Origin of the sequence: Hominiventricola filiformis, from assembly GCF_020686965.1 — a bacterium.
Taxonomy (GTDB): Bacteria; Bacillota; Clostridia; order Lachnospirales; family Lachnospiraceae; genus Hominiventricola; species Hominiventricola filiformis.
The window spans coordinates 25,523-42,787 of sequence record NZ_JAJEPS010000017.1 but is presented as its reverse complement, the minus strand read 5'-3'; the positions used below and the strand labels follow the sequence as shown (position 1 = coordinate 42,787).

The 17,265-nt window shown below is 47.0% G+C and carries 18 protein-coding genes; 13 read left to right on the top strand and 5 right to left on the bottom strand.

The window, feature by feature from the left end; genetic code table 11:
- The first annotated feature begins 6 nt into the window (after positions 1 to 6).
- Genes LKD36_RS13975 through LKD36_RS13945 form a run of 7 tightly spaced genes read left to right on the top strand, consistent with a single transcriptional unit; the run spans position 7 to position 5,969 of the window.
- Positions 7 to 1,185, top strand: a complete 1,179-nt coding sequence (locus LKD36_RS13975; RefSeq protein WP_308459966.1) for a TrkA-related ion transporter — start codon at positions 7 to 9, stop codon at positions 1,183 to 1,185.
- Entirely contained in the window at positions 1,185 to 1,682 is a 498-nt protein-coding gene (locus LKD36_RS13970) for a cyclic nucleotide-binding domain-containing protein (RefSeq protein ID WP_308459965.1), read from the top strand. Before LKD36_RS13975 ends, LKD36_RS13970 begins: the two co-directional genes overlap by 1 nt.
- Complete coding sequence (locus LKD36_RS13965; protein WP_308459964.1) at positions 1,672 to 2,469, top strand: sugar phosphate isomerase/epimerase family protein; 798 nt, start codon at positions 1,672 to 1,674, stop codon at positions 2,467 to 2,469. The genes LKD36_RS13970 and LKD36_RS13965 overlap by 11 nt, the downstream gene beginning before the upstream one ends.
- Before the next feature lie 22 nt (positions 2,470 to 2,491).
- On the top strand, positions 2,492 to 3,229 hold the full coding sequence (locus LKD36_RS13960) for a tRNA1(Val) (adenine(37)-N6)-methyltransferase (protein ID WP_308459963.1): 738 nt from the start codon (positions 2,492 to 2,494) through the stop codon (positions 3,227 to 3,229).
- Between the two features lie 21 nt (positions 3,230 to 3,250).
- On the top strand, positions 3,251 to 4,609 hold the full coding sequence (locus LKD36_RS13955) for an MATE family efflux transporter (RefSeq protein WP_308459962.1): 1,359 nt from the start codon (positions 3,251 to 3,253) through the stop codon (positions 4,607 to 4,609).
- A gap of 12 nt (positions 4,610 to 4,621) precedes the next feature.
- On the top strand, positions 4,622 to 5,305 hold the full coding sequence (gene tsaA, locus LKD36_RS13950) for a tRNA (N6-threonylcarbamoyladenosine(37)-N6)-methyltransferase TrmO (protein WP_118771193.1): 684 nt from the start codon (positions 4,622 to 4,624) through the stop codon (positions 5,303 to 5,305).
- Between the two features lie 52 nt (positions 5,306 to 5,357).
- A complete protein-coding gene (locus tag LKD36_RS13945) occupies positions 5,358 to 5,969 on the top strand; it encodes a nucleoside recognition domain-containing protein (RefSeq protein ID WP_308459961.1) in 612 nt (203 codons plus the stop codon).
- Here the strand turns inward: LKD36_RS13945 and LKD36_RS13940 are convergent.
- The 3 genes from LKD36_RS13940 to LKD36_RS13930 all read right to left on the bottom strand — a co-directional run bounded on the left by LKD36_RS13940 (position 5,941) and on the right by LKD36_RS13930 (position 7,525).
- Positions 5,941 to 6,987, bottom strand: a complete 1,047-nt coding sequence (locus LKD36_RS13940; protein WP_308459960.1) for a threonine aldolase family protein — start codon at positions 6,985 to 6,987, stop codon at positions 5,941 to 5,943. The two genes, LKD36_RS13945 and LKD36_RS13940, sit on opposite strands and share 29 nt — an antisense overlap.
- 71 nt (positions 6,988 to 7,058) lie before the next feature.
- Positions 7,059 to 7,187 (bottom strand): hypothetical protein, encoded by a 129-nt coding sequence (locus LKD36_RS13935; RefSeq protein WP_308459959.1) that lies wholly within the window; start codon positions 7,185 to 7,187, stop codon positions 7,059 to 7,061.
- Positions 7,188 to 7,198: 11 nt separating this feature from the next.
- The gene (locus LKD36_RS13930; protein WP_308459978.1) at positions 7,199 to 7,525 is read right to left on the bottom strand and encodes a lyase family protein; all 327 of its coding nucleotides are present in this window, start codon (positions 7,523 to 7,525) and stop codon (positions 7,199 to 7,201) included.
- A 109-nt stretch (positions 7,526 to 7,634) separates the two neighbouring features.
- On the opposite strand from LKD36_RS13930, the gene LKD36_RS13925 reads away from it, so the two are divergent.
- From LKD36_RS13925 to LKD36_RS13900, 6 genes are all read left to right on the top strand, one after another.
- The gene (locus LKD36_RS13925; RefSeq protein WP_331465242.1) at positions 7,635 to 7,943 is read left to right on the top strand and encodes an Lrp/AsnC family transcriptional regulator; all 309 of its coding nucleotides are present in this window, start codon (positions 7,635 to 7,637) and stop codon (positions 7,941 to 7,943) included.
- A gap of 46 nt (positions 7,944 to 7,989) precedes the next feature.
- On the top strand, positions 7,990 to 8,514 hold the full coding sequence (locus tag LKD36_RS13920; RefSeq protein WP_308459958.1) for a spore maturation protein: 525 nt from the start codon (positions 7,990 to 7,992) through the stop codon (positions 8,512 to 8,514).
- A gap of 115 nt (positions 8,515 to 8,629) precedes the next feature.
- A complete protein-coding gene (locus LKD36_RS13915) occupies positions 8,630 to 9,625 on the top strand; it encodes a LacI family DNA-binding transcriptional regulator (RefSeq protein WP_308459957.1) in 996 nt (331 codons plus the stop codon).
- Positions 9,626 to 11,032 (top strand): glycoside hydrolase family 32 protein, encoded by a 1,407-nt coding sequence (locus LKD36_RS13910; protein ID WP_308459956.1) that lies wholly within the window; start codon positions 9,626 to 9,628, stop codon positions 11,030 to 11,032.
- Positions 11,033 to 11,059: 27 nt separating this feature from the next.
- The gene (locus LKD36_RS13905) at positions 11,060 to 12,955 is read left to right on the top strand and encodes a PTS beta-glucoside transporter subunit IIBCA (protein WP_308459955.1); all 1,896 of its coding nucleotides are present in this window, start codon (positions 11,060 to 11,062) and stop codon (positions 12,953 to 12,955) included.
- Between the two features lie 62 nt (positions 12,956 to 13,017).
- Complete coding sequence (locus tag LKD36_RS13900; protein WP_331465241.1) at positions 13,018 to 13,455, top strand: MarR family winged helix-turn-helix transcriptional regulator; 438 nt, start codon at positions 13,018 to 13,020, stop codon at positions 13,453 to 13,455.
- Here the strand turns inward: LKD36_RS13900 and LKD36_RS13895 are convergent.
- Positions 13,434 to 15,068, bottom strand: coding sequence for a DUF885 domain-containing protein (locus tag LKD36_RS13895; RefSeq protein WP_308459954.1), 1,635 nt, complete (start codon positions 15,066 to 15,068; stop codon positions 13,434 to 13,436). The two genes, LKD36_RS13900 and LKD36_RS13895, sit on opposite strands and share 22 nt — an antisense overlap.
- Positions 15,069 to 15,307: 239 nt before the next feature.
- Positions 15,308 to 17,260, bottom strand: coding sequence for a methionine--tRNA ligase (gene metG / locus LKD36_RS13890; RefSeq protein WP_118771203.1), 1,953 nt, complete (start codon positions 17,258 to 17,260; stop codon positions 15,308 to 15,310).
- Between the last annotated feature and the right edge of the window lie 5 nt (positions 17,261 to 17,265).

Below are 17,265 nucleotides of genomic sequence, written 5' to 3'. Positions count from 1 at the left end.
GGATAAATGAAAAAAAACGGTGATTCTGTCAGAGACTGGGCGGAAAAGATCTTCCGCCGGTTTCTGAGCAGGACATCTTTGATGGTGACGCTGGGTGTCCTGGGACTTTACCTTATATGCTGTCTGTTCTACTGGTATGCGGAATTTGGCGGACCAAAGGGAACAGCCTTTTACAATGTGCTTCTGTGGAATACGGCAACGCTGTTCGGACAGGATTATGCCGATCATTATCCGGAATCCGTAGGAGGCCGGTTACTCGGAATTGTTGTATTGCTGATCAGCATGTTTGGTGTATCTGCAGTTACCGGTTATATTTCTTCGTATCTGATTGAACGCCGGGCAAATTCCGTGAGAGGACTCAAGAAATTGCAGAGTTTAAGAAATCATATTATTATCTGTGGATGGAAAAATAATCAGAAGGGTTTGATTCTGGATATTAAACGAAAGAATAAAGAGCTTAAGCTCTCGGATATGGTGTTAATCAATAACCGGGACGAAGAGCAGATCCGTTTTTTCCTGGCAGATGAAGAACTTCGGGGAATTCAGTATGTACATGGCGATTTTTCCGAAGAAGATGTTTTAAAAAGAGCCAATGCAAGATATGCATCCAAGGCTCTCATTCTGGGGGAGGAAGATGACGGTCTGACCCCGGAACTTATTGATTCCAGAGTGTTTGCGGCCATGCTGATGTTAAAAGGCATGAATCCGAAAATACATATCTGCGCCCAGGTGCAGACAAAGAAATATAAGAATTACCTGGAATCCAATAAGTGTGATGAAGTAATCTATTCCGAAGAATATACCAGGTATATTCTTTCGACGGCCACTCTTTATAATGGAATGGCAAAGGTATTATCTTCTTTATTTGATAATGGAGATGGCATCAGTGTCCAGATTTTCGATCTGGATGAGTCGTGGCATGGAAAAACATTTGCGGAAGTATCCAGATATTACAAAGAACACAATCATATCATGGTGCTTGGAGTTCTGGAAAATATGGGTGCGGAGTATGAGTTAAAACATTCGGTACTGGCCGAAGCACAGAAATCCACCGACTACACACAGATCGTCCAGCGCCTGAAGGATGTAAAATCAATGGAAAGGAATGCACCATTTTTAAATCCACCGGATGATTACATTTTAAAGGAGTATACCGGACTGGTGGTACTGGGAGATGAGATCTGATGAAGGAAAAAGAAAAATTAATTGGAGAATTAAAACAGTTTCCGATGCTTGCACAGATAACGGATGCGGATATGGAGGATCTTCTGCTTCTTTTGAAGAGAGAAGATTTTCCGGAAGGAAGCCGGATTATTGAAGAAAACGAAGAGGGAGACTGCATGTACCTTCTTCTGAAAGGACAGGTGGATGTTCTGAAGACCACTCTCTATGGAGAGGAATACGTCTGTGCGAAGCTGAACGACAGTATGCACTGTGTCTTCGGTGAGATTGCCATGATAGACCGTGACCGTCGTTCAGCTACCGTACTTGCAACTACAGATTGTCGGACTGCAGTGCTTTCAAGCGAAGATTTCCGGGCATTTTGTGAGAAACATCCGCAGGCAGGCTGCCGTTTGCTGATGGTCATTTCAGCGAACCTGTGCAGAAATCTTCGTAAGGAGAATGAAAATCTCCTGAAAGTATACAGTGCGCTCGTAGATGAGATTGAAAATGACAGATAAAAAAAGACTGTATGAGATCATACCGGACAGCTCCAACATTAGACGGAGCCTGGATCTCGCAGAGAAGTACGGAGCTGTATTTGAATATAATGATTTTATGCTGCCCGGATACCTGGATGACAGAGCGGAATGCAGACGCAAGCTGATTTTTTATAAGAGTCTGGGAAGAGACTGTTCCAATGATACACTTCATGGAGCATTTATTGATATCAGTGTGCATAGTGAGGATTCGCTGATCAGGAAGGTATCCAGATTCCGGGTTCGGCAGTCCATGGAGATCGCTCAGGAGATGGGTGTCCGTGGGGTGGTATTTCATACAGGACTGCTTGCCAGCTTTAATGACAAAAAATACCGGGAAAGCTGGCTGGAAGCCAATGTGGAATTCTGGACAGACATACTGGAAGAATATAAGAATCAGTCTGTCTATATGGAAAACATGTTTGACTGGAACAGTAGGGAATTAGTCCAGCTGACAAAAGCAATGCAGAACAGTGACCGGTTTGGAATCTGTCTTGATTATGCCCATGCGGCAGTGTTTGGAAAAGAGGAAAGTCCGGAAGCGTGGTTTGAAAAGACTGTGCCGTATATCCGACATATGCATATTAATGATAATGATTTAGTAAAAGACATGCATCTTCCGCTGGGAGATGGTATAATTGACTGGAATCGTTTTTTTAACCTGATGGAGGAGTATCAGATTGAGGCATCGGTGCTTCTTGAAATGGCCGGTTGGGAGAAACAGTTAAGATCACTGGAGTATCTGGAATCGAAGGGATTTTTGAAATAAAGAGGAATCACGGAGGAACTCTATGGAAATAGAATTAAAACCAGGAGAGCGTCTGGATGAGCTTCAAAGAAACGGCTACCGGATCATTCAGGATCCGGGCCGTTTTTGTTTTGGAATGGATGCGGTGCTGCTCGCCGGATTTGCAAAAGTAAAGCCGGGAGAACGGGTCGTGGATCTGGGAACTGGAACGGGAATCATTCCGATCCTGCTGGAAGCAAGGACAAAGGGTGCTTCCTTTACCGGATTGGAGATCCAGGTTGAGAGCGCTGATATGGCGAGAAGAAGTGTGCTCTTAAATGATCTGCAGGATAGGGTGCATATAGTGGATGGAGACATAAAGGAGGCGGTTCAGATTTTTGGAGCAGCCTCCTGCCATGTAGTGACCAGTAATCCGCCTTACATGACAGAGCATCACGGCCTGCAAAATCCGGATCAGCCAAAGGCTATTGCCCGCCATGAAGTCTTATGTACCCTTCATGACGTGGTAAGCCAGGCAGCAGGGCTTCTGATGCCCGGTGGAAGATTTTATATGGTGCACCGGCCGTTTCGGCTGGCGGAGATTATGACGGAACTGTGCGGCTGCGGACTGGAACCGAAGCGGATGCAGCTTGCGTACCCGTTTATTGACAGAGAGCCAAACATGGTATTCATAGAAGCGGTTAAGGGCGGTAAATCGAGAATTACGGTAGAAAAGCCACTGATTATCTATAAAGAACCGGGAAAATACACGGACGAGATTTATGAGGTATATGGATATTAAGAGTACTGGGAGAAGATGGATATGAAAGAGCAGAAAAATGATTTTGGAGTGGGAAGTGTAGAGCAGAATATCATACGTATGGCAGTACCGATGACGGTGGCACAGATATTGAACCTTCTCTACAATATGGTAGACCGGATGTATATCGGGCATATTCCGGGAGCCAGCTCACTGGCACTGACCGGTGTGGGAATCACGTTTCCGATTATCAGTATGATCACGGCATTTGCCAATCTCTTTGGCATGGGCGGCGCACCGTTATGTTCTATGGCCAGAGGAAGACGGGATTATGACGCAGCGAAGCGGTATATGCAGAATGCGTTCTGGATGCTCTTTGCTGCGGGCGTCGTGCTGACGGTGACCGGATATGTTATCGAAAAGCCGCTTCTCTATGCGCTGGGAGCCAGCTCGGTGACCTATCCTTATGCAAGTTCCTATTTAAGAATCTATCTTCTTGGAAATATGTTCGTCATGGTCGGGATCGGTATGAATCCGTTTATCAACGCGCAGGGATTTGGAACCATGGGAATGGTGACGGTGGGGCTTGGCGCGCTGGTTAATATTATTCTGGATCCTCTGTTTATCTTCGTATTTCATATGGGAGTAGAAGGAGCGGCCATTGCAACAATTATCGCGCAGTTTTTGTCCGCACTGTGGGTACTCTTTTTCCTGACCGGGGAGAAACCGGATCTCCGGCTGAAAATCTGCTGGCGGAAACCGGAATTCACGGTAGTGAAAGAGATCGTTTCTCTTGGACTGTCCAATTTCTTTATGCTCTTTACCAACAGTCTGGTGCAGGTAGTCTGTAACCGGCAGCTTCAGCTGTACGGCGGCGATCTGTATGTAGGGGTTATGACGGTACTGATCTCGGTCCGGGATGTGGCGACCATGGTGGTCAATGGAATTACCAGCGGCGCGCAGCCGGTCATCAGTTTTAATTATGGCGCGCAGAAGAAGGATCGGGTGAAACAGGGAATCCGATTTATGGTGACGATCTGTATCATCTATACATGCCTGATGTGGATTATGACACTGACATTTCCGGAAGCATTTATCCGGCTGTTTAACTCTGATGCGGAACTGGTGGCGGCAGCGGTGCCATCCATGCATCTGTATTTCTTCGGATTCTGTTTTATGGCGCTGCAGTTTACCGGACAGGCGTCGTTCCAGGCACTGGGAGAGGCAAAATATGCGATCTTCTTTTCGATTTTCCGAAAAGTTATTATTGTGGTGCCGCTGACGATCCTGCTTCCAATGATCCCGGCACTGGGACTGAACGGCGTCTTTATCGCAGAACCTGTTTCCAATCTGGTGGGCGGCTGTGCCAGCTTTTTCACCATGCTGTATGTGGTATGGTTCCACAAACTGAAAGAAGATTAGAAAGAGACGGTTATGAAAATTATTGCACATATTCATACAGATTTCCCGGACAAATTCGGCATTCCAAGGCAGAGTGGGCTGGTAAAAGGACTGACTGGCCAGATCGTGTTTGAGCCGGAATACCGGAATCCGGAGATCGTGAAGGGAATTGACGAATTTACCCATATCTGGCTTTTGTGGAAATTTTCTGAATCCAGAAAAGAACACTGGTCGGCGACGGTTAAACCGCCGCGTCTGGGCGGAAAGGTAAGAAAAGGCGTTTTTGCCACCCGCTCTCCGTTTCGTCCAAATGATATCGGCCTCTCCTGTGTACGACTAATTAAAGTGGAGATGGATGAAAAAAGGGGGCCTGTGTTGACCGTAGAGGGTGCAGATCTGATGGACAAAACCCCCATCTATGATATTAAGCCTTATATTCCGTTATCGGACTGTCATCCGGAAGCTTCGGAAGGATATACAAAAGAGACGAGGGTGCATGAGCTGGAAGTGCATTTCCCGGAAGAACTGCTCCGGGTATATCCGGAAGAAAAAAGAGAGGCCGTGATCGGTGTACTGGCTCAGGATCCAAGACCTGCTTACGTGCAGGATCCGGAGCGTCTTTACGGCGTGTCCTTTGCAGGATATGATGTGAAGTTTAAGGTGGAAAACGACATTCTGACGGTGCAGAATGTGGAAAAGATTCAGAAAAAGGAATGATTGTGTGGAAAATCCCGTAGACTTTCAGTAAGTAGGAAGTTTGCGGGATTTTATGATGAATGGATTATGGGCGGGAATGATGCTGGCAGCGGTGGTCTACGGGGCATTTTATGGAACATTGCCGGATATCACGCAGGCAGCGCTGGATTCGGCCAAAGAAGCGGTGACATTAAGTATGACCATGTTGGGAATTCTGGCTTTCTGGATGGGACTGATGCAGATCGGGACGGCATCCGGCCTGGTGGAACGGTTGACGAAAGGTGTGGAACCATTGCTCCGGAGACTGTTTCCACGGATTCCTGCAGGTCATCCTGCCATGGAGCAGATCGCCCTGAACTGCATTGCCAATATGCTGGGACTTGGCTGGGCTGCCACTCCGGCGGGAATGAAGGCAATGGAGGAATTGTCGAAACTGGAGAAGATTCGCAGAGAACAGGGGGCGGGAGTCCCGGCCGGGACTGCCAGTGATGAGATGTGTACATTTCTGGTATTGAATATTTCTTCGCTCCAGCTGGTGCCGGTAAATATCATTGCTTACCGGAGCCAGTATGGAAGCGTGAACCCGGCTGCCGTGACCGGACCGGCCATTGTGGCTACGCTGGTGAGTACCGGTGCGGCAGTGGTGTTCTGTAAGATTATGAATTCTTCAGGCAGGTACAGATAACTTGTACGAGTTCCAATACCTGGGCTTCTGTCGTGGCCCAGTCAGTGACCAGTCGGATGACGGTATGATCTTCATCAGGTTTTTCCCAGAAGGAATAAACCACGTCATGCTTCAGCCGTTCTGCCTGCTCGTCAGTGAGCAGCAGGAACTGTTGATTGGTAGGAGAATTAAGATAGAGCGGGATGTCATTGTCGGCCAGTCCTTTTTTCAGAAGTTCGGCCATGGCAATGGCATGTTTTCCAATTTCAAAATAGAGGTTGTCTGTAAATAGGGTATCAAACTGAATGCCGATAAGCCGTCCTTTTGCCAGCAAGGCACCATGCTGTTTGATACGGGTCAGAAAATGCTTCGGAGTATTGTGTCTGGTGAAGACTACAGCCTCTCCGCACAGAGCGCCGACTTTTGTGCCACCGATGTAGAAGACATGGCAGCAGCGTGCAATATCCGGCAGTGTGACATCGGTATCAGAAGCCGCCAGTCCGTATCCGAGACGTGCACCGTCCAGAAAGAGCGGAATCTGGTAGGCGTCACAGATGGCGGACAGATTTTCAAGCTCCACTTTGGTATAAAGAGTACCGTATTCTGTCGGATGGGAAATGTAGACCATTCCAGGGAATACCATGTGTTCATGATTTCCATCTTCCCAGAATTTTCGTAAAAAGGTTTCCAGTTCTGCAGCATCGATCTTGCCTTCGTGCTGCGGAATGGTCAGCACTTTGTGGCCGCTGTATTCGATAGCACCCGCTTCATGGGAGGCAACATGGCCGGTCTCGGCGGAAACGACACCTTCATAGGGCTCCAGCATGGTATCAATGATGGTCTGGTTGGTCTGGGTGCCGCCGGTCAGGAACCAGACATCGGCTTCCGGGCAGTCGCATGCAGTCTGAATCTTTTTTTTCGCACTTTCGCAATAAAGATCGCTGCCATAGCCGGACAGCGGCTCCAGGTTGGTTTCTATAAGACGCGCCAGAATTTTCTCATGAGCGCCTTCCTGATAATCGTTCTGAAATGATAACATGACATTTCTCTCCTTGCTGTATTTGAAAATAATTATATTCAGTTTATCACGGGGAGAAAAAATGTACAAGTTTACATGGCCTGTTTCATATCTTCCGTGGTCTCAGTCATGGCGTAGGGATCCAGAACCTGTTCCAGTTCAGCGGCAGTCATCAGGTGTTCTTCCAGTACCAGTTCGCGGACGGTACGGTTGGATTTCAATGCTGCTTTGGCTATTTCTGATATCCGATGATACTGCTTAGGCAGGGAACGATATTGTGAAGATAAGCCGGAGAGGTGTTGATACAGGAACCGATGGCAGTGCCGCCGAGGTTTATTGTATACATTTCTCTGCTCACGTCAGTGAGGCGCAGGATGTCTCTTTCGATCATGGAAGCGTATCCGTGGAAGGTCTGGCCGAGACGCATGGGAACGGCATCCCGCAGCTGTGTACGACCCATTTTGATCACATCGACAAATCCTTCGGATTTCTTCATCAGTGCATCATGAAGACGGCGCAGCTCCTGGATAAGGGGAGTCATAAGTGTCAGTACAGTCAGCTTTCCGGCAGTGTAAATAGTTTTAAGAGAGATCCTTCTAAAAAATTTAAATCAGATGTTTCCACAAAATAAAATAAATATTTTTCTGATTTGACTTTTGAAAACAAGGTTGCAAAGAAGAAAGCAAGGTGCTACTCTTTGGAAAAAATCAGGGAGGCAGAACAGATATGGAATCAAGGCATTTATTAATCTGAGTGTGGAACCCTATCAGAAAAAGGAATTTTATCCATTTATCCAGTCTGTCCCCAATGTAATTGAATGCAACTGTGTGACCGGAGATTATTCCATGCTCATCGAAGTCGCCTATCAGTCCACCGTGGAGCTGGATCATTTTATCAATGTACTGCAGCGATTTGGACATACCAAGACGCTGATTGTATTTTCCACATCTGTCGAACACAGGGATATTGCATTCTGAGTGACATATACTGTACAGACAGATAAGTCTGACAGGAGGATGAAAAATGGGGTTTCTCTGCTATCTCTCAGAGTATCTGATCCCGGTTCTCATTTTCTATATTCTGGCGGATGGAATCTTTTCCGGTACGTCTGTGTATGATGAATTTGTAAAGGGTGCTTCTGAGGGTGTCAGAACCGTATTCCGGATCTTTCCGACACTGGTGGGACTCATGACTGCGGTCGGGATGCTGCGTGCTTCTGGTGTGCTTGACGTTCTGACAAAACTACTTGTGCTACCGGCCAGAATTCTGCATTTTCCAGAGCAGTTGATTCCGCTGGCTCTGGTCAGGCTCTTCTCGGCTTCTGCCGCCACGTCGCTTGTGCTGGACGTTTATAAACAGTATGGGACCGATTCTTATACTGGAATGCTGGCATCCATTATGATGGGATGTACGGAGACTGTTTTCTACACTATGAGTGTCTATTTTCTCACTGTAAAAATATCCAGGACCCGGTGGACGCTTGCCGGAGCCCTCTTTTCTACTCTCGCGGGAATCGCTGCCAGTGTAGTGCTGGCGGGGATAGTATAATCTGCACAAAAATCCACTCTTATTATTATAAAAATGTCCCAATTGACGTGCAAATAAGGACATGATAATATCAGTTACAGAAGTTGTGAATACGTATTCACAGCAGGAGGACGATATGATAACGATGGCAGAAATCGCCAGATTAACTGGCGTATCGCAGCCCACGGTATCTCGTGTGCTGAATGGAAACAAAACAGTCAATCCTGAGATCAGGGAAAAGGTGCTGGCATGCGCAAGGGAGCATGATTTTCAACCAAACGTGCTGGCGCAGAGTCTTGTAGGAAGCAGGACAAAACTGATCGGTGTGATAGTGACGGATATTGGAAATGCATTTTTTGCAGATCTGGTGAAATATATTGAACAGGAAGCCGGAAAGGCAGGATACAGCATTATCCTTTTCAATACCGGCTATGATGCGGAGCATGAGAAGGAATGTCTGGATGTGGTGAGACGGTACCGGGTAGACGGACTGGTTCTTGTCCCGGTGGATGAGAATGCTGTTCAGTGGAGAAGCATGGTACGGAAGCTGGAGATTCCTGTGGTGGTGATTACCAGGAAGGCATCCGGTGTAGATTCTTATTATCTGGCACATGACGAAGCCGGCGCATTGGCAGGAAGACATCTGGCAGAACAGGGATATGAAGAATATCTGTTTCTGGGAAATACGAGAGATATGAAGTACCGCGGCTTTGTGGATGCACTGGCGAAGATCAGGCCGGATTTCGGAGCGCATCTGACGGTGATTACGACGAAGAAGACAGAAGAAATCCGGCAGGCACTGGAAGAACATTTTAAGAAGACGGATCACTGTACCGGAATCTTTACCTACAATGACCGGAGAGCTATACAGGCACTTGGAATTCTGGAGGAGATGGGAATTCGAATTCCGGAGCAGGCGGGCGTTATTGGTTTTGATAATACTTATATATGTGAATATCTGTATCCGAGGCTTTCCAGTATTGCCCAGCCGATAGAAGAGATGGCTGCGCTTACGGTACAGAGGCTTATTCACCGGCTGGATCATCCGGATGACAAATCGGTAATTGATCATCCGCTTCACGCGGAACTGATCAGCAGAGAAAGTTCACTGAGAAAGAGAGGAGAAAAATAAATGAATGCACTTTACAGGGCGTTTCAGAAGCTTATAAAGGAAGAACTGAGAAAAGAAATGCCAGAACGCTGGAGACCAGCGTTTCATGTGGCTCCACCGGTGGGATGGCTTAATGATCCGAATGGTCTCTGCCAGAAAGACGGTATATATCACGCATTTTTTCAGATGGCACCCTTTGAACCGCAGGGCGGTCTGAAATTTTGGGGTCATTCTGTGAGTCAGGATCTGATCCACTGGGAATTTAAAGGTGTTCCAATGCTGCCGGATCAGCCCTATGACTGTCACGGAGCATATTCCGGATCTGCACTGGTGGAAGGAGACCAGATGTCTCTTTTTTACACTGGCAATGTAAAGAATCTGGGAGATTATAACTATGTCACCAATGGAAGAGAGTCCAATACGATTCTGGCAGTGAGCAAAGACGGAGAGAAGATTGAATCCAAGAAACTTCTTATGACCAATGCGGATTACCCGGATGACATGACCTGTCATGTGCGGGATCCGAAGGTGTGGAAAGAGGGCGGCCGGTACTATATGGTACAGGGAGCCAGAACAAAAGAAGATAAAGGTGTGGTACTTGTATTTTCTTCGGAAGACAAATATCACTGGAACTACATCCACAGACTGGAGTCAGAAGAAAAATTTGGATTTATGTGGGAGTGTCCGGATCTCTATGAACTGGACGGACAGACCATCCTCTGCATTTCCCCGCAGGGTGTGGAACAGGACGGATACTGGTACGCAAATAAATATCAGACCGTAACAAGCGTGATCCATGGCGATTTTCGGACAGACGGGGTGCCGGAAGGATTCCGGGAACTGGACGGCGGATTTGATTTTTATGCGCCGCAGACATTCATGACAGAAGATGGACGACGGATTCTCATTGGCTGGATGGGAATGGCAGATGTGGAAGATGAATATACAAACAGAACGACAGAAGACGGCTGGCAGAATGTGCTGACTCTTGCAAGAGAGCTGAGTCTGAAAGATGGTATCGTGTGCCAGAATCCGGTGAGAGAGCTGAGTTCATGGTGGAATGAAGAAGTTTCATTTGAAGGACAGTACACTGGAAATACAGACATCTGTTATGAATTGAATCTGAAAAATACAGAGAAAAAATGGGAGGTCCTTATTGCAGGCGGCCTGAAGCTTTCGTGGAGCCCTGAAGAATACGTATTCAGAATGGAATTTACCGATGGGAAGCTGGGATGTGGAAGAGGCTTACGGGCACGGGAAATAAAAGCATGTAAGGACATCCGGATTGTTGTGGATGCTTCCTGTGTGGAAGTATTTATGAATGGCGGAAAAGACGTATTTTCCACGAGATTTTATCCCGAAAAGGATCAGTACACTGTGAAAGCAAGTGGTGAAGGTCTGACGGGATCTTATCGATACAGAGTGTAATAACACAAAAAGAAAGGGAGAAAAGGCATGGATTACAGGAAAATTGCGGAAGAGATCTATGAAAAAGTGGGCAAAAAAGAAAACATTGTCTCTGTAGCTCACTGCTCTACCAGACTGCGTCTGGTATTGGCGGATAATGAAAAATGCGATGCAAAGCAGGTAGAAGAAATTGACGGTGTGAAGGGTGTGTTCAGTGCATCCGGGCAGATTCAGATTATCCTGGGAACCGGTGTTGTTAATAAAGTATATGACGAGTTCTTAAGCATCTCCGGTCTGACAGGAGCAAGCACCGAGGAAGCAAAAGCAGCGGCAACGGCAAAACAGCCGTGGTACAAACAGGCCATCAAGACACTGGGCGACATTTTCGTTCCGATCATTCCGGCCATTGTAGCCAGCGGATTTCTCATGGGTATCATGGAAGCCCTGAATTTCATGGTAAACAACGGATTCCTGAATATTGACACTTCCGGCTCCATCTTTGTATTTGCAAATCTCTTTGGAAATACTGCATATACGTTCCTGCCGATTCTTATTGCATTCAGTGCGGCAAAGGTATTTGGCGGCAACCCGTACCTTGGGGCGGTTATCGGTATGCTGATGATTCATCCAAATCTGCAGAATGCCTGGACGGTGGCAACCGAGGGCGTAAAGCAGACCCAGAGCGTGTGGTTTGGGTTGTACAAAATTGACATGGTCGGCTATCAGGGACATGTAATCCCGGTTATCATTGCTGTATTTGTGATGTGCTTTATTGAGAAACGGCTTCATAAAGTTGTACCGGCCATGTTTGATCTCTTTGTGACTCCGCTGGTCAGCGTATTTGTAACCGGATATCTGACCTACTCCATCATCGGACCGATTTTTGTCACCATCGAAAACGGAATTATCGGCGGTGTACAGCAGTTAATTACCCTGCCCTTCGGTATTGGAAGCTTTATCATGGGAGGCCTTTATTCTGCAACTGTAGTTGCAGGTGTTCATCATATGTATACGGTCATTGATGTGGCTCAGCTGGGACTTTACGGAAAGACATACTGGCTGCCGTTGGCATCTGCAGCCAATATCGCACAGGGTGCAGTAGCACTGGCCGTTGCACTGAAGACCAGAAATAAGAAGATCAAATCCATGGCAGTTCCGTCTGCGATGTCCTGCTTCATGGGAATCACCGAGCCGGCTATCTTCGGTGTTAACTTACGGTTCTTCCGGCCGTTCATCTGTGGTGCAGTAGGCGGTGCCTGCGGAGCACTGTATACTTCCATTGTGGGACTGGGTGCAACCGGTACCGGAGTAACCGGTATCTTTGGACTGCTGCTCTGTCTGAATGATCCACTGAACTATATTATCATGTTCCTGATTTCTGCAGGCGTGGCATTCGTCCTGACCTGGATGTTCGGATATAAAGATGCCACAGAGAAAGTGCCGGAGAAAAAAGAGCCGGTGAAAGAGATTGTGGAAGAAGAGGCAGCCGAGACGGAGTGTAAAGAGGATATCGTCTATGCACCTGTGGAAGGAACAGCAATTCCGTATACGGAGATTAAGGATGAGGTATTCGCAGCAGGAACCCTTGGAAAAGGTGTGGGCATTATCCCGGCCAGAGGGGAGATCGTAGCACCGTTTGACGGAGAGATTACCATGGTCTTTGATACGAAACATGCCATCGGCCTGACCAGTGAGGCAGGTACAGAGCTTTTGATTCATGTGGGAATCAATACCGTTGAGTTAAACGGACAGCACTTTACCCAGTTGAAAGAGACTGGCGCAAAGGTCAGAAAAGGAGAGAAAATTCTGGAGTTTGATAATGACGCAATCAAGGCTGCAGGTTATGACACTACCGTTGTAGTGGTAGCCAGTGCACCGGAGAATGTGGAGATTAAGAAGACTGGTGAAGTGAAAGAACTGGATGAGATTTTTGCCGTAAAATAATGGACGCAGTTCGTTTCCGTGTGTTATACTGAAAAACAGAAAGGTCACATGGAGGTAAGAACGTGAATCAGGAGGAAATCTTTAACAATTTGCTGGTAATGCTGTTCAACGAGATTCTGGATGTAGAACAAAAAGCATTGATTACAGGAAGCTTTAAGGAGATTTCTATTAATGATATGCACATTATTGATGCCATCGGAGTCAAAGAACCAAAGAATATGGGAACAGTGGCGAAGGCCATGGCAGTTACCATGGGAACATTGACAACAGCCATTAATAACCTGGTGAAAAAAGGGTATGTGACCAGAGTCAGAAGTGCCGAAGACAAGCGGGTGGTGCTGATCTCTCTGACAGACAAGGGAAGATTAGCTTATGAGAAGCATGCAGATTTCCATCGGCGGATGGTGCAGACGGTCATGGACGGATTCCAGGGAGAGGAACTGGATGTGCTTGCGGCGGCGCTGGAAAAACTGAGGACTTATTTCAGAGAATTCTCATGACAGAGATCTGGAAGATCTTTCTGAAGAAGAGAAAAGGGTGTCGGACCTTCTTCCAGAAACCATCGGTGAAATTCTATAATTGAAAGATCAGGAGAGAGTGCGAAAGCACTCTCTTTCAGTTTGCAGATTTCCAGATAACCGAGGTAATACTTAAGATAGTTGGCAGGTTCTTCGAGGATGGTAAGGTAAAGAGAATGAGCCTGTTCTGCATCGGTGATGCCGAAACTTTGCAGATAGTTGGAGCAGTCCTCTTCTGTCCAGCCGGAGGTATGGACTTCCAGATCAAGAACAGAGCAGATGGCATAGTTGAGGGAGGAAAGCGCCCGGAGTGCGGAAGCGGTTTCTGCTGAGTAACCAAGGAAATCATAGGCGTAGAATTCACTGTACAGTCCCCAGCCTTCTGTATAACCGCCGATGTAGAAAAGACTGCGGATGGGAGGAAGAGAAGACTCAAATGTATTCTGATAGAGGTGGCCGGGATAGCCTTCGTGGGCAAGTGTTGTAACCAATTCTTTTTCATCCGGTTCATAGGCTGGATTGACATAGATGATATTTTCTTCAGGAATATCAAGCGGAGGCGTCAGGAAAAAAGCAGGGCTTAACGTGGACGCTAAAGAATCCGGGACAGTCTTTATCTTCCAGGAAATAGAAGGGACATCCGGAAAATCCAGAGTACATTTAAGCGCCAGCCGATGCAGAATCGTTTTCGGATCAGTATCTGTGTCGAAGAGAGGGTGTTCAGAAACTGGATGAAGAAGATCCACGCCGTTCCGGACGGCTTCCAGTATGGTCTCATAGTCAGTGGCAATCTGTTCTTCCAGAAGATCACGGATCTCAGAGATGGTGCGGTCGGTACCGATTTGATAGGTCAGCAGCCATTGGAAATAAGAAGTTCCATTTGGAACGTGAGCCAGTCCCAGCGGCTCGGAAGGAGCCAGCGGAAGCATTGTGTCCAGATCGGCGGCAAGCTGAGTATAGGCAGGAAAAACCGCCTGATGAAGCAGCTTCTGATGCCGGATCTCACAGGCAATCTGCTCATCGTTGCTCAAAAACTGGCAGTTGGAAATACGTTCCCGAAAACTGGATGCCCAAAAAGTGTTTTCCGTATCAGAGGAAAATTCTCTGCATTGATTTATTACTTTCTGAAGACTCTCTGCATTCATGAGCAGACCTGCATCTGCTTTTAACTGCTCAAAATCTGCTATCTCTGAAAAATAAGCAGGAAGCTGTTTGAGAAGCTCCAGATAGTTCTGAACATCCTGCTTATTACGGAAGACATATTCGGAGAGCAGGATCGGAAGCTGTGCCTGAATGCCAAGCGTTGGACCAAGCGGTTCCTGTAAATAATAATAGTCATAAAGAGCAGCCTGGCCAGTAAACCACCAGGACAGAAGATCAGCGGTGCGCTGTTCTTCCGATGTAAGGCCGTTATCAGAAAATGCCTGAAGTCTCACCTGAAGATTCCGAAGAACCGCAAGACTTTCCGGATCCGGGGTGGTTGGGAGAGTTCCAAGGGAGATTTTTTCCTGCGCAATGTCAAAAGAGGCAGGATCTGCCAGGGTATAATGAAGACTCAGTGTATTTCCGGACAGTTCCTGCCGGAAAATTTCCATGGTGAAACTGTCAAAATCAGGGGAGCGTAAACAAAAGCACAGCAGGACCGCTGTGACTCCGGAACAGAGAAAGAATAGATGTTTTTGTTTGAAGGAAATATGAGGAATCCGCATGGTATACTCTCCTGATTTTGATGGGATCAGGAAAGTATATTCCGGAATAGTAATTTGTATGACATTTGAAATAATAACAGCCGTGTGAGCATGCTCACACGGCTGTTATAACTTTCTGTGAAATATTAGCAGATTTCAGCACCTGCCGGCATTTCTTTTTCCGGAACAACCAGAGAAAGTTCACCTTTTTCATTCTCTGCACAGAGCAGCATTCCTTCGGATACCAGTCCGCGGATTTTTCTCGGCTGCAGATTTACAAGAACCATCACTTTCTTGCCAACCATTTCTTCCGGGGTATATCCGCTGCGGATACCGGATACAATCTGGCGTACCTGACTGCCGATCTTTACCTGGGAGCAGAGCAGTTTGTCTGCCTTCGGAACAGCTTCACAGGAAAGAATCTCACCTACCTGGAACTGCAGTTTGGCAAAGTCATCATAAGACACGTTCTCTTTCGGCTCAATGTCGATGACCGGATCTTTCGGAGCGTTGGCAGCTTCTTTCTCCGCTTTCATGGCTTCTACTTTTTCCAGTACTTCCTTGATGTCCATACGTGCAAACAGAATCTGCGGCTGATCTGTCACTTTGGTACCGGATTCATAGAGACCGAACTGCTCCATCTCCTCAATGGTACGCGGTTTTGCATTCAGCTGCTCCAGAATCTTTCTGGAAGTGGACGGCATGAACGGCTCGAGAAGAGCTGCGCCGTAGCTGATGCTCTCTACCAGGTTGTAGAGAACCGTTGCCAGACGATCCTGTTGTGCCTTATCTTTTGCCAGTGCCCACGGCATGGTCTCATCAATGTATTTATTGCAGCGTTTGAACAGTGCAAAGATCTCAGTCAGAGCATCTGCCACACGGAGCTGGTCCATCTTCTCATTTACTTTTTTCAGGGTTCCGAGGACAGTTGCTTTCAGATCCTCATCTACGTCTGCAGTAACACCGGTATTGGTAACAACGCCGTCGAAATATTTGTTGGACATGGAGATGGTACGGTTTACCAGGTTTCCGAGGGTATTTGCCAGCTCGGAATTCAGGCGCTCTACCATCAGTTCCCAGGAGATCACACCATCATTTTCAAACGGCATCTCGTGAAGAACAAAATAACGGACTGCATCCACACCGAAGAAATCTACCAGATCATCGGCATAGAGCACATTTCCTTTGGACTTACTCATCTTGCCGTCTCCCTGTAAGAGCCACGGATGTCCAAATACCTGTTTCGGCAGCGGAAGATCCAGAGACATAAGGAAAATCGGCCAGTAGATGGTATGGAAACGGATGATATCCTTTCCGATCAGGTGCAGGTCAGCCGGCCAGAGTTTCTTGAACTGCTCGGAACTGTTGCCGTCGCAGTCATAACCGATACCGGTAATGTAGTTGGTCAGAGCATCCAGCCATACGTAGGTAACATGCTTCGGATCAAAGGTAACCGGAATACCCCAGTTGAAGGAGGTTCTGGATACACACAGATCCTGAAGACCCGGAAGAAGGAAGTTATTCATCATCTCGTTCTTACGGGATACCGGCTGAATGAATTCCGGATGGGTGTTAATGTAATCAATCAGACGATCCGCATATTTGCTCATTTTGAAGAAATATGCTTCCTCTTTTGCAGGCTGTACTTCACGGCCGCAGTCCGGGCATTTGCCGTCTACCAGCTGGGATGGAGTCCAGAAAGACTCACAGGGAGTACAGTACATTCCTTCATAGGATCCCTTGTAAATATCTCCCTTGTCATACATATATTTGAAGATCTTCTGAACCTGTTTTTCATGATCCTCATCAGTAGTACGGATGAATTTGTCGTAGGAAGTATCCATGAGATCCCAGATTCTCTTGATCTCACTGGCTGCATTGTCGACAAATTCCTTCGGGGTAATACGGGCATCTTCTGCCTTCAGTTCGATTTTCTGGCCATGCTCATCGGTTCCGGTCTGGAAGAACACATCATAACCCTGAAATCTCTTATAGCGGGCAATACTGTCTGCCAGAACGATCTCATAGGTGTTGCCAATGTGAGGTTTTCCGGATGCATAGGCAATGGCTGTTGTCATATAAAATTTTTTCTTTTCCATTTGCT

Coding starts and splice junctions, on each gene's coding strand:
- LKD36_RS13905 (WP_308459955.1), top strand. CDS start 11,060: ATGGATTACAGGAAAATTGCGGAAGAGATCTATGAAAAAGTGGGCAAA.
- LKD36_RS13955 (WP_308459962.1), top strand. CDS start 3,251: ATGAAAGAGCAGAAAAATGATTTTGGAGTGGGAAGTGTAGAGCAGAAT.
- LKD36_RS13940 (WP_308459960.1), bottom strand. CDS start 6,987: ATGTTATCATTTCAGAACGATTATCAGGAAGGCGCTCATGAGAAAATT.
- metG (WP_118771203.1), bottom strand. CDS start 17,260: ATGGAAAAGAAAAAATTTTATATGACAACAGCCATTGCCTATGCATCC.
- tsaA (WP_118771193.1), top strand. CDS start 4,622: ATGAAAATTATTGCACATATTCATACAGATTTCCCGGACAAATTCGGC.
- LKD36_RS13895 (WP_308459954.1), bottom strand. CDS start 15,068: ATGGAAATTTTCCGGCAGGAACTGTCCGGAAATACACTGAGTCTTCAT.
- LKD36_RS13910 (WP_308459956.1), top strand. CDS start 9,626: ATGAATGCACTTTACAGGGCGTTTCAGAAGCTTATAAAGGAAGAACTG.
- LKD36_RS13975 (WP_308459966.1), top strand. CDS start 7: ATGAAAAAAAACGGTGATTCTGTCAGAGACTGGGCGGAAAAGATCTTC.
- LKD36_RS13915 (WP_308459957.1), top strand. CDS start 8,630: ATGATAACGATGGCAGAAATCGCCAGATTAACTGGCGTATCGCAGCCC.
- LKD36_RS13960 (WP_308459963.1), top strand. CDS start 2,492: ATGGAAATAGAATTAAAACCAGGAGAGCGTCTGGATGAGCTTCAAAGA.
- LKD36_RS13970 (WP_308459965.1), top strand. CDS start 1,185: ATGAAGGAAAAAGAAAAATTAATTGGAGAATTAAAACAGTTTCCGATG.
- LKD36_RS13965 (WP_308459964.1), top strand. CDS start 1,672: ATGACAGATAAAAAAAGACTGTATGAGATCATACCGGACAGCTCCAAC.
- LKD36_RS13920 (WP_308459958.1), top strand. CDS start 7,990: ATGGGGTTTCTCTGCTATCTCTCAGAGTATCTGATCCCGGTTCTCATT.
- LKD36_RS13945 (WP_308459961.1), top strand. CDS start 5,358: ATGATGAATGGATTATGGGCGGGAATGATGCTGGCAGCGGTGGTCTAC.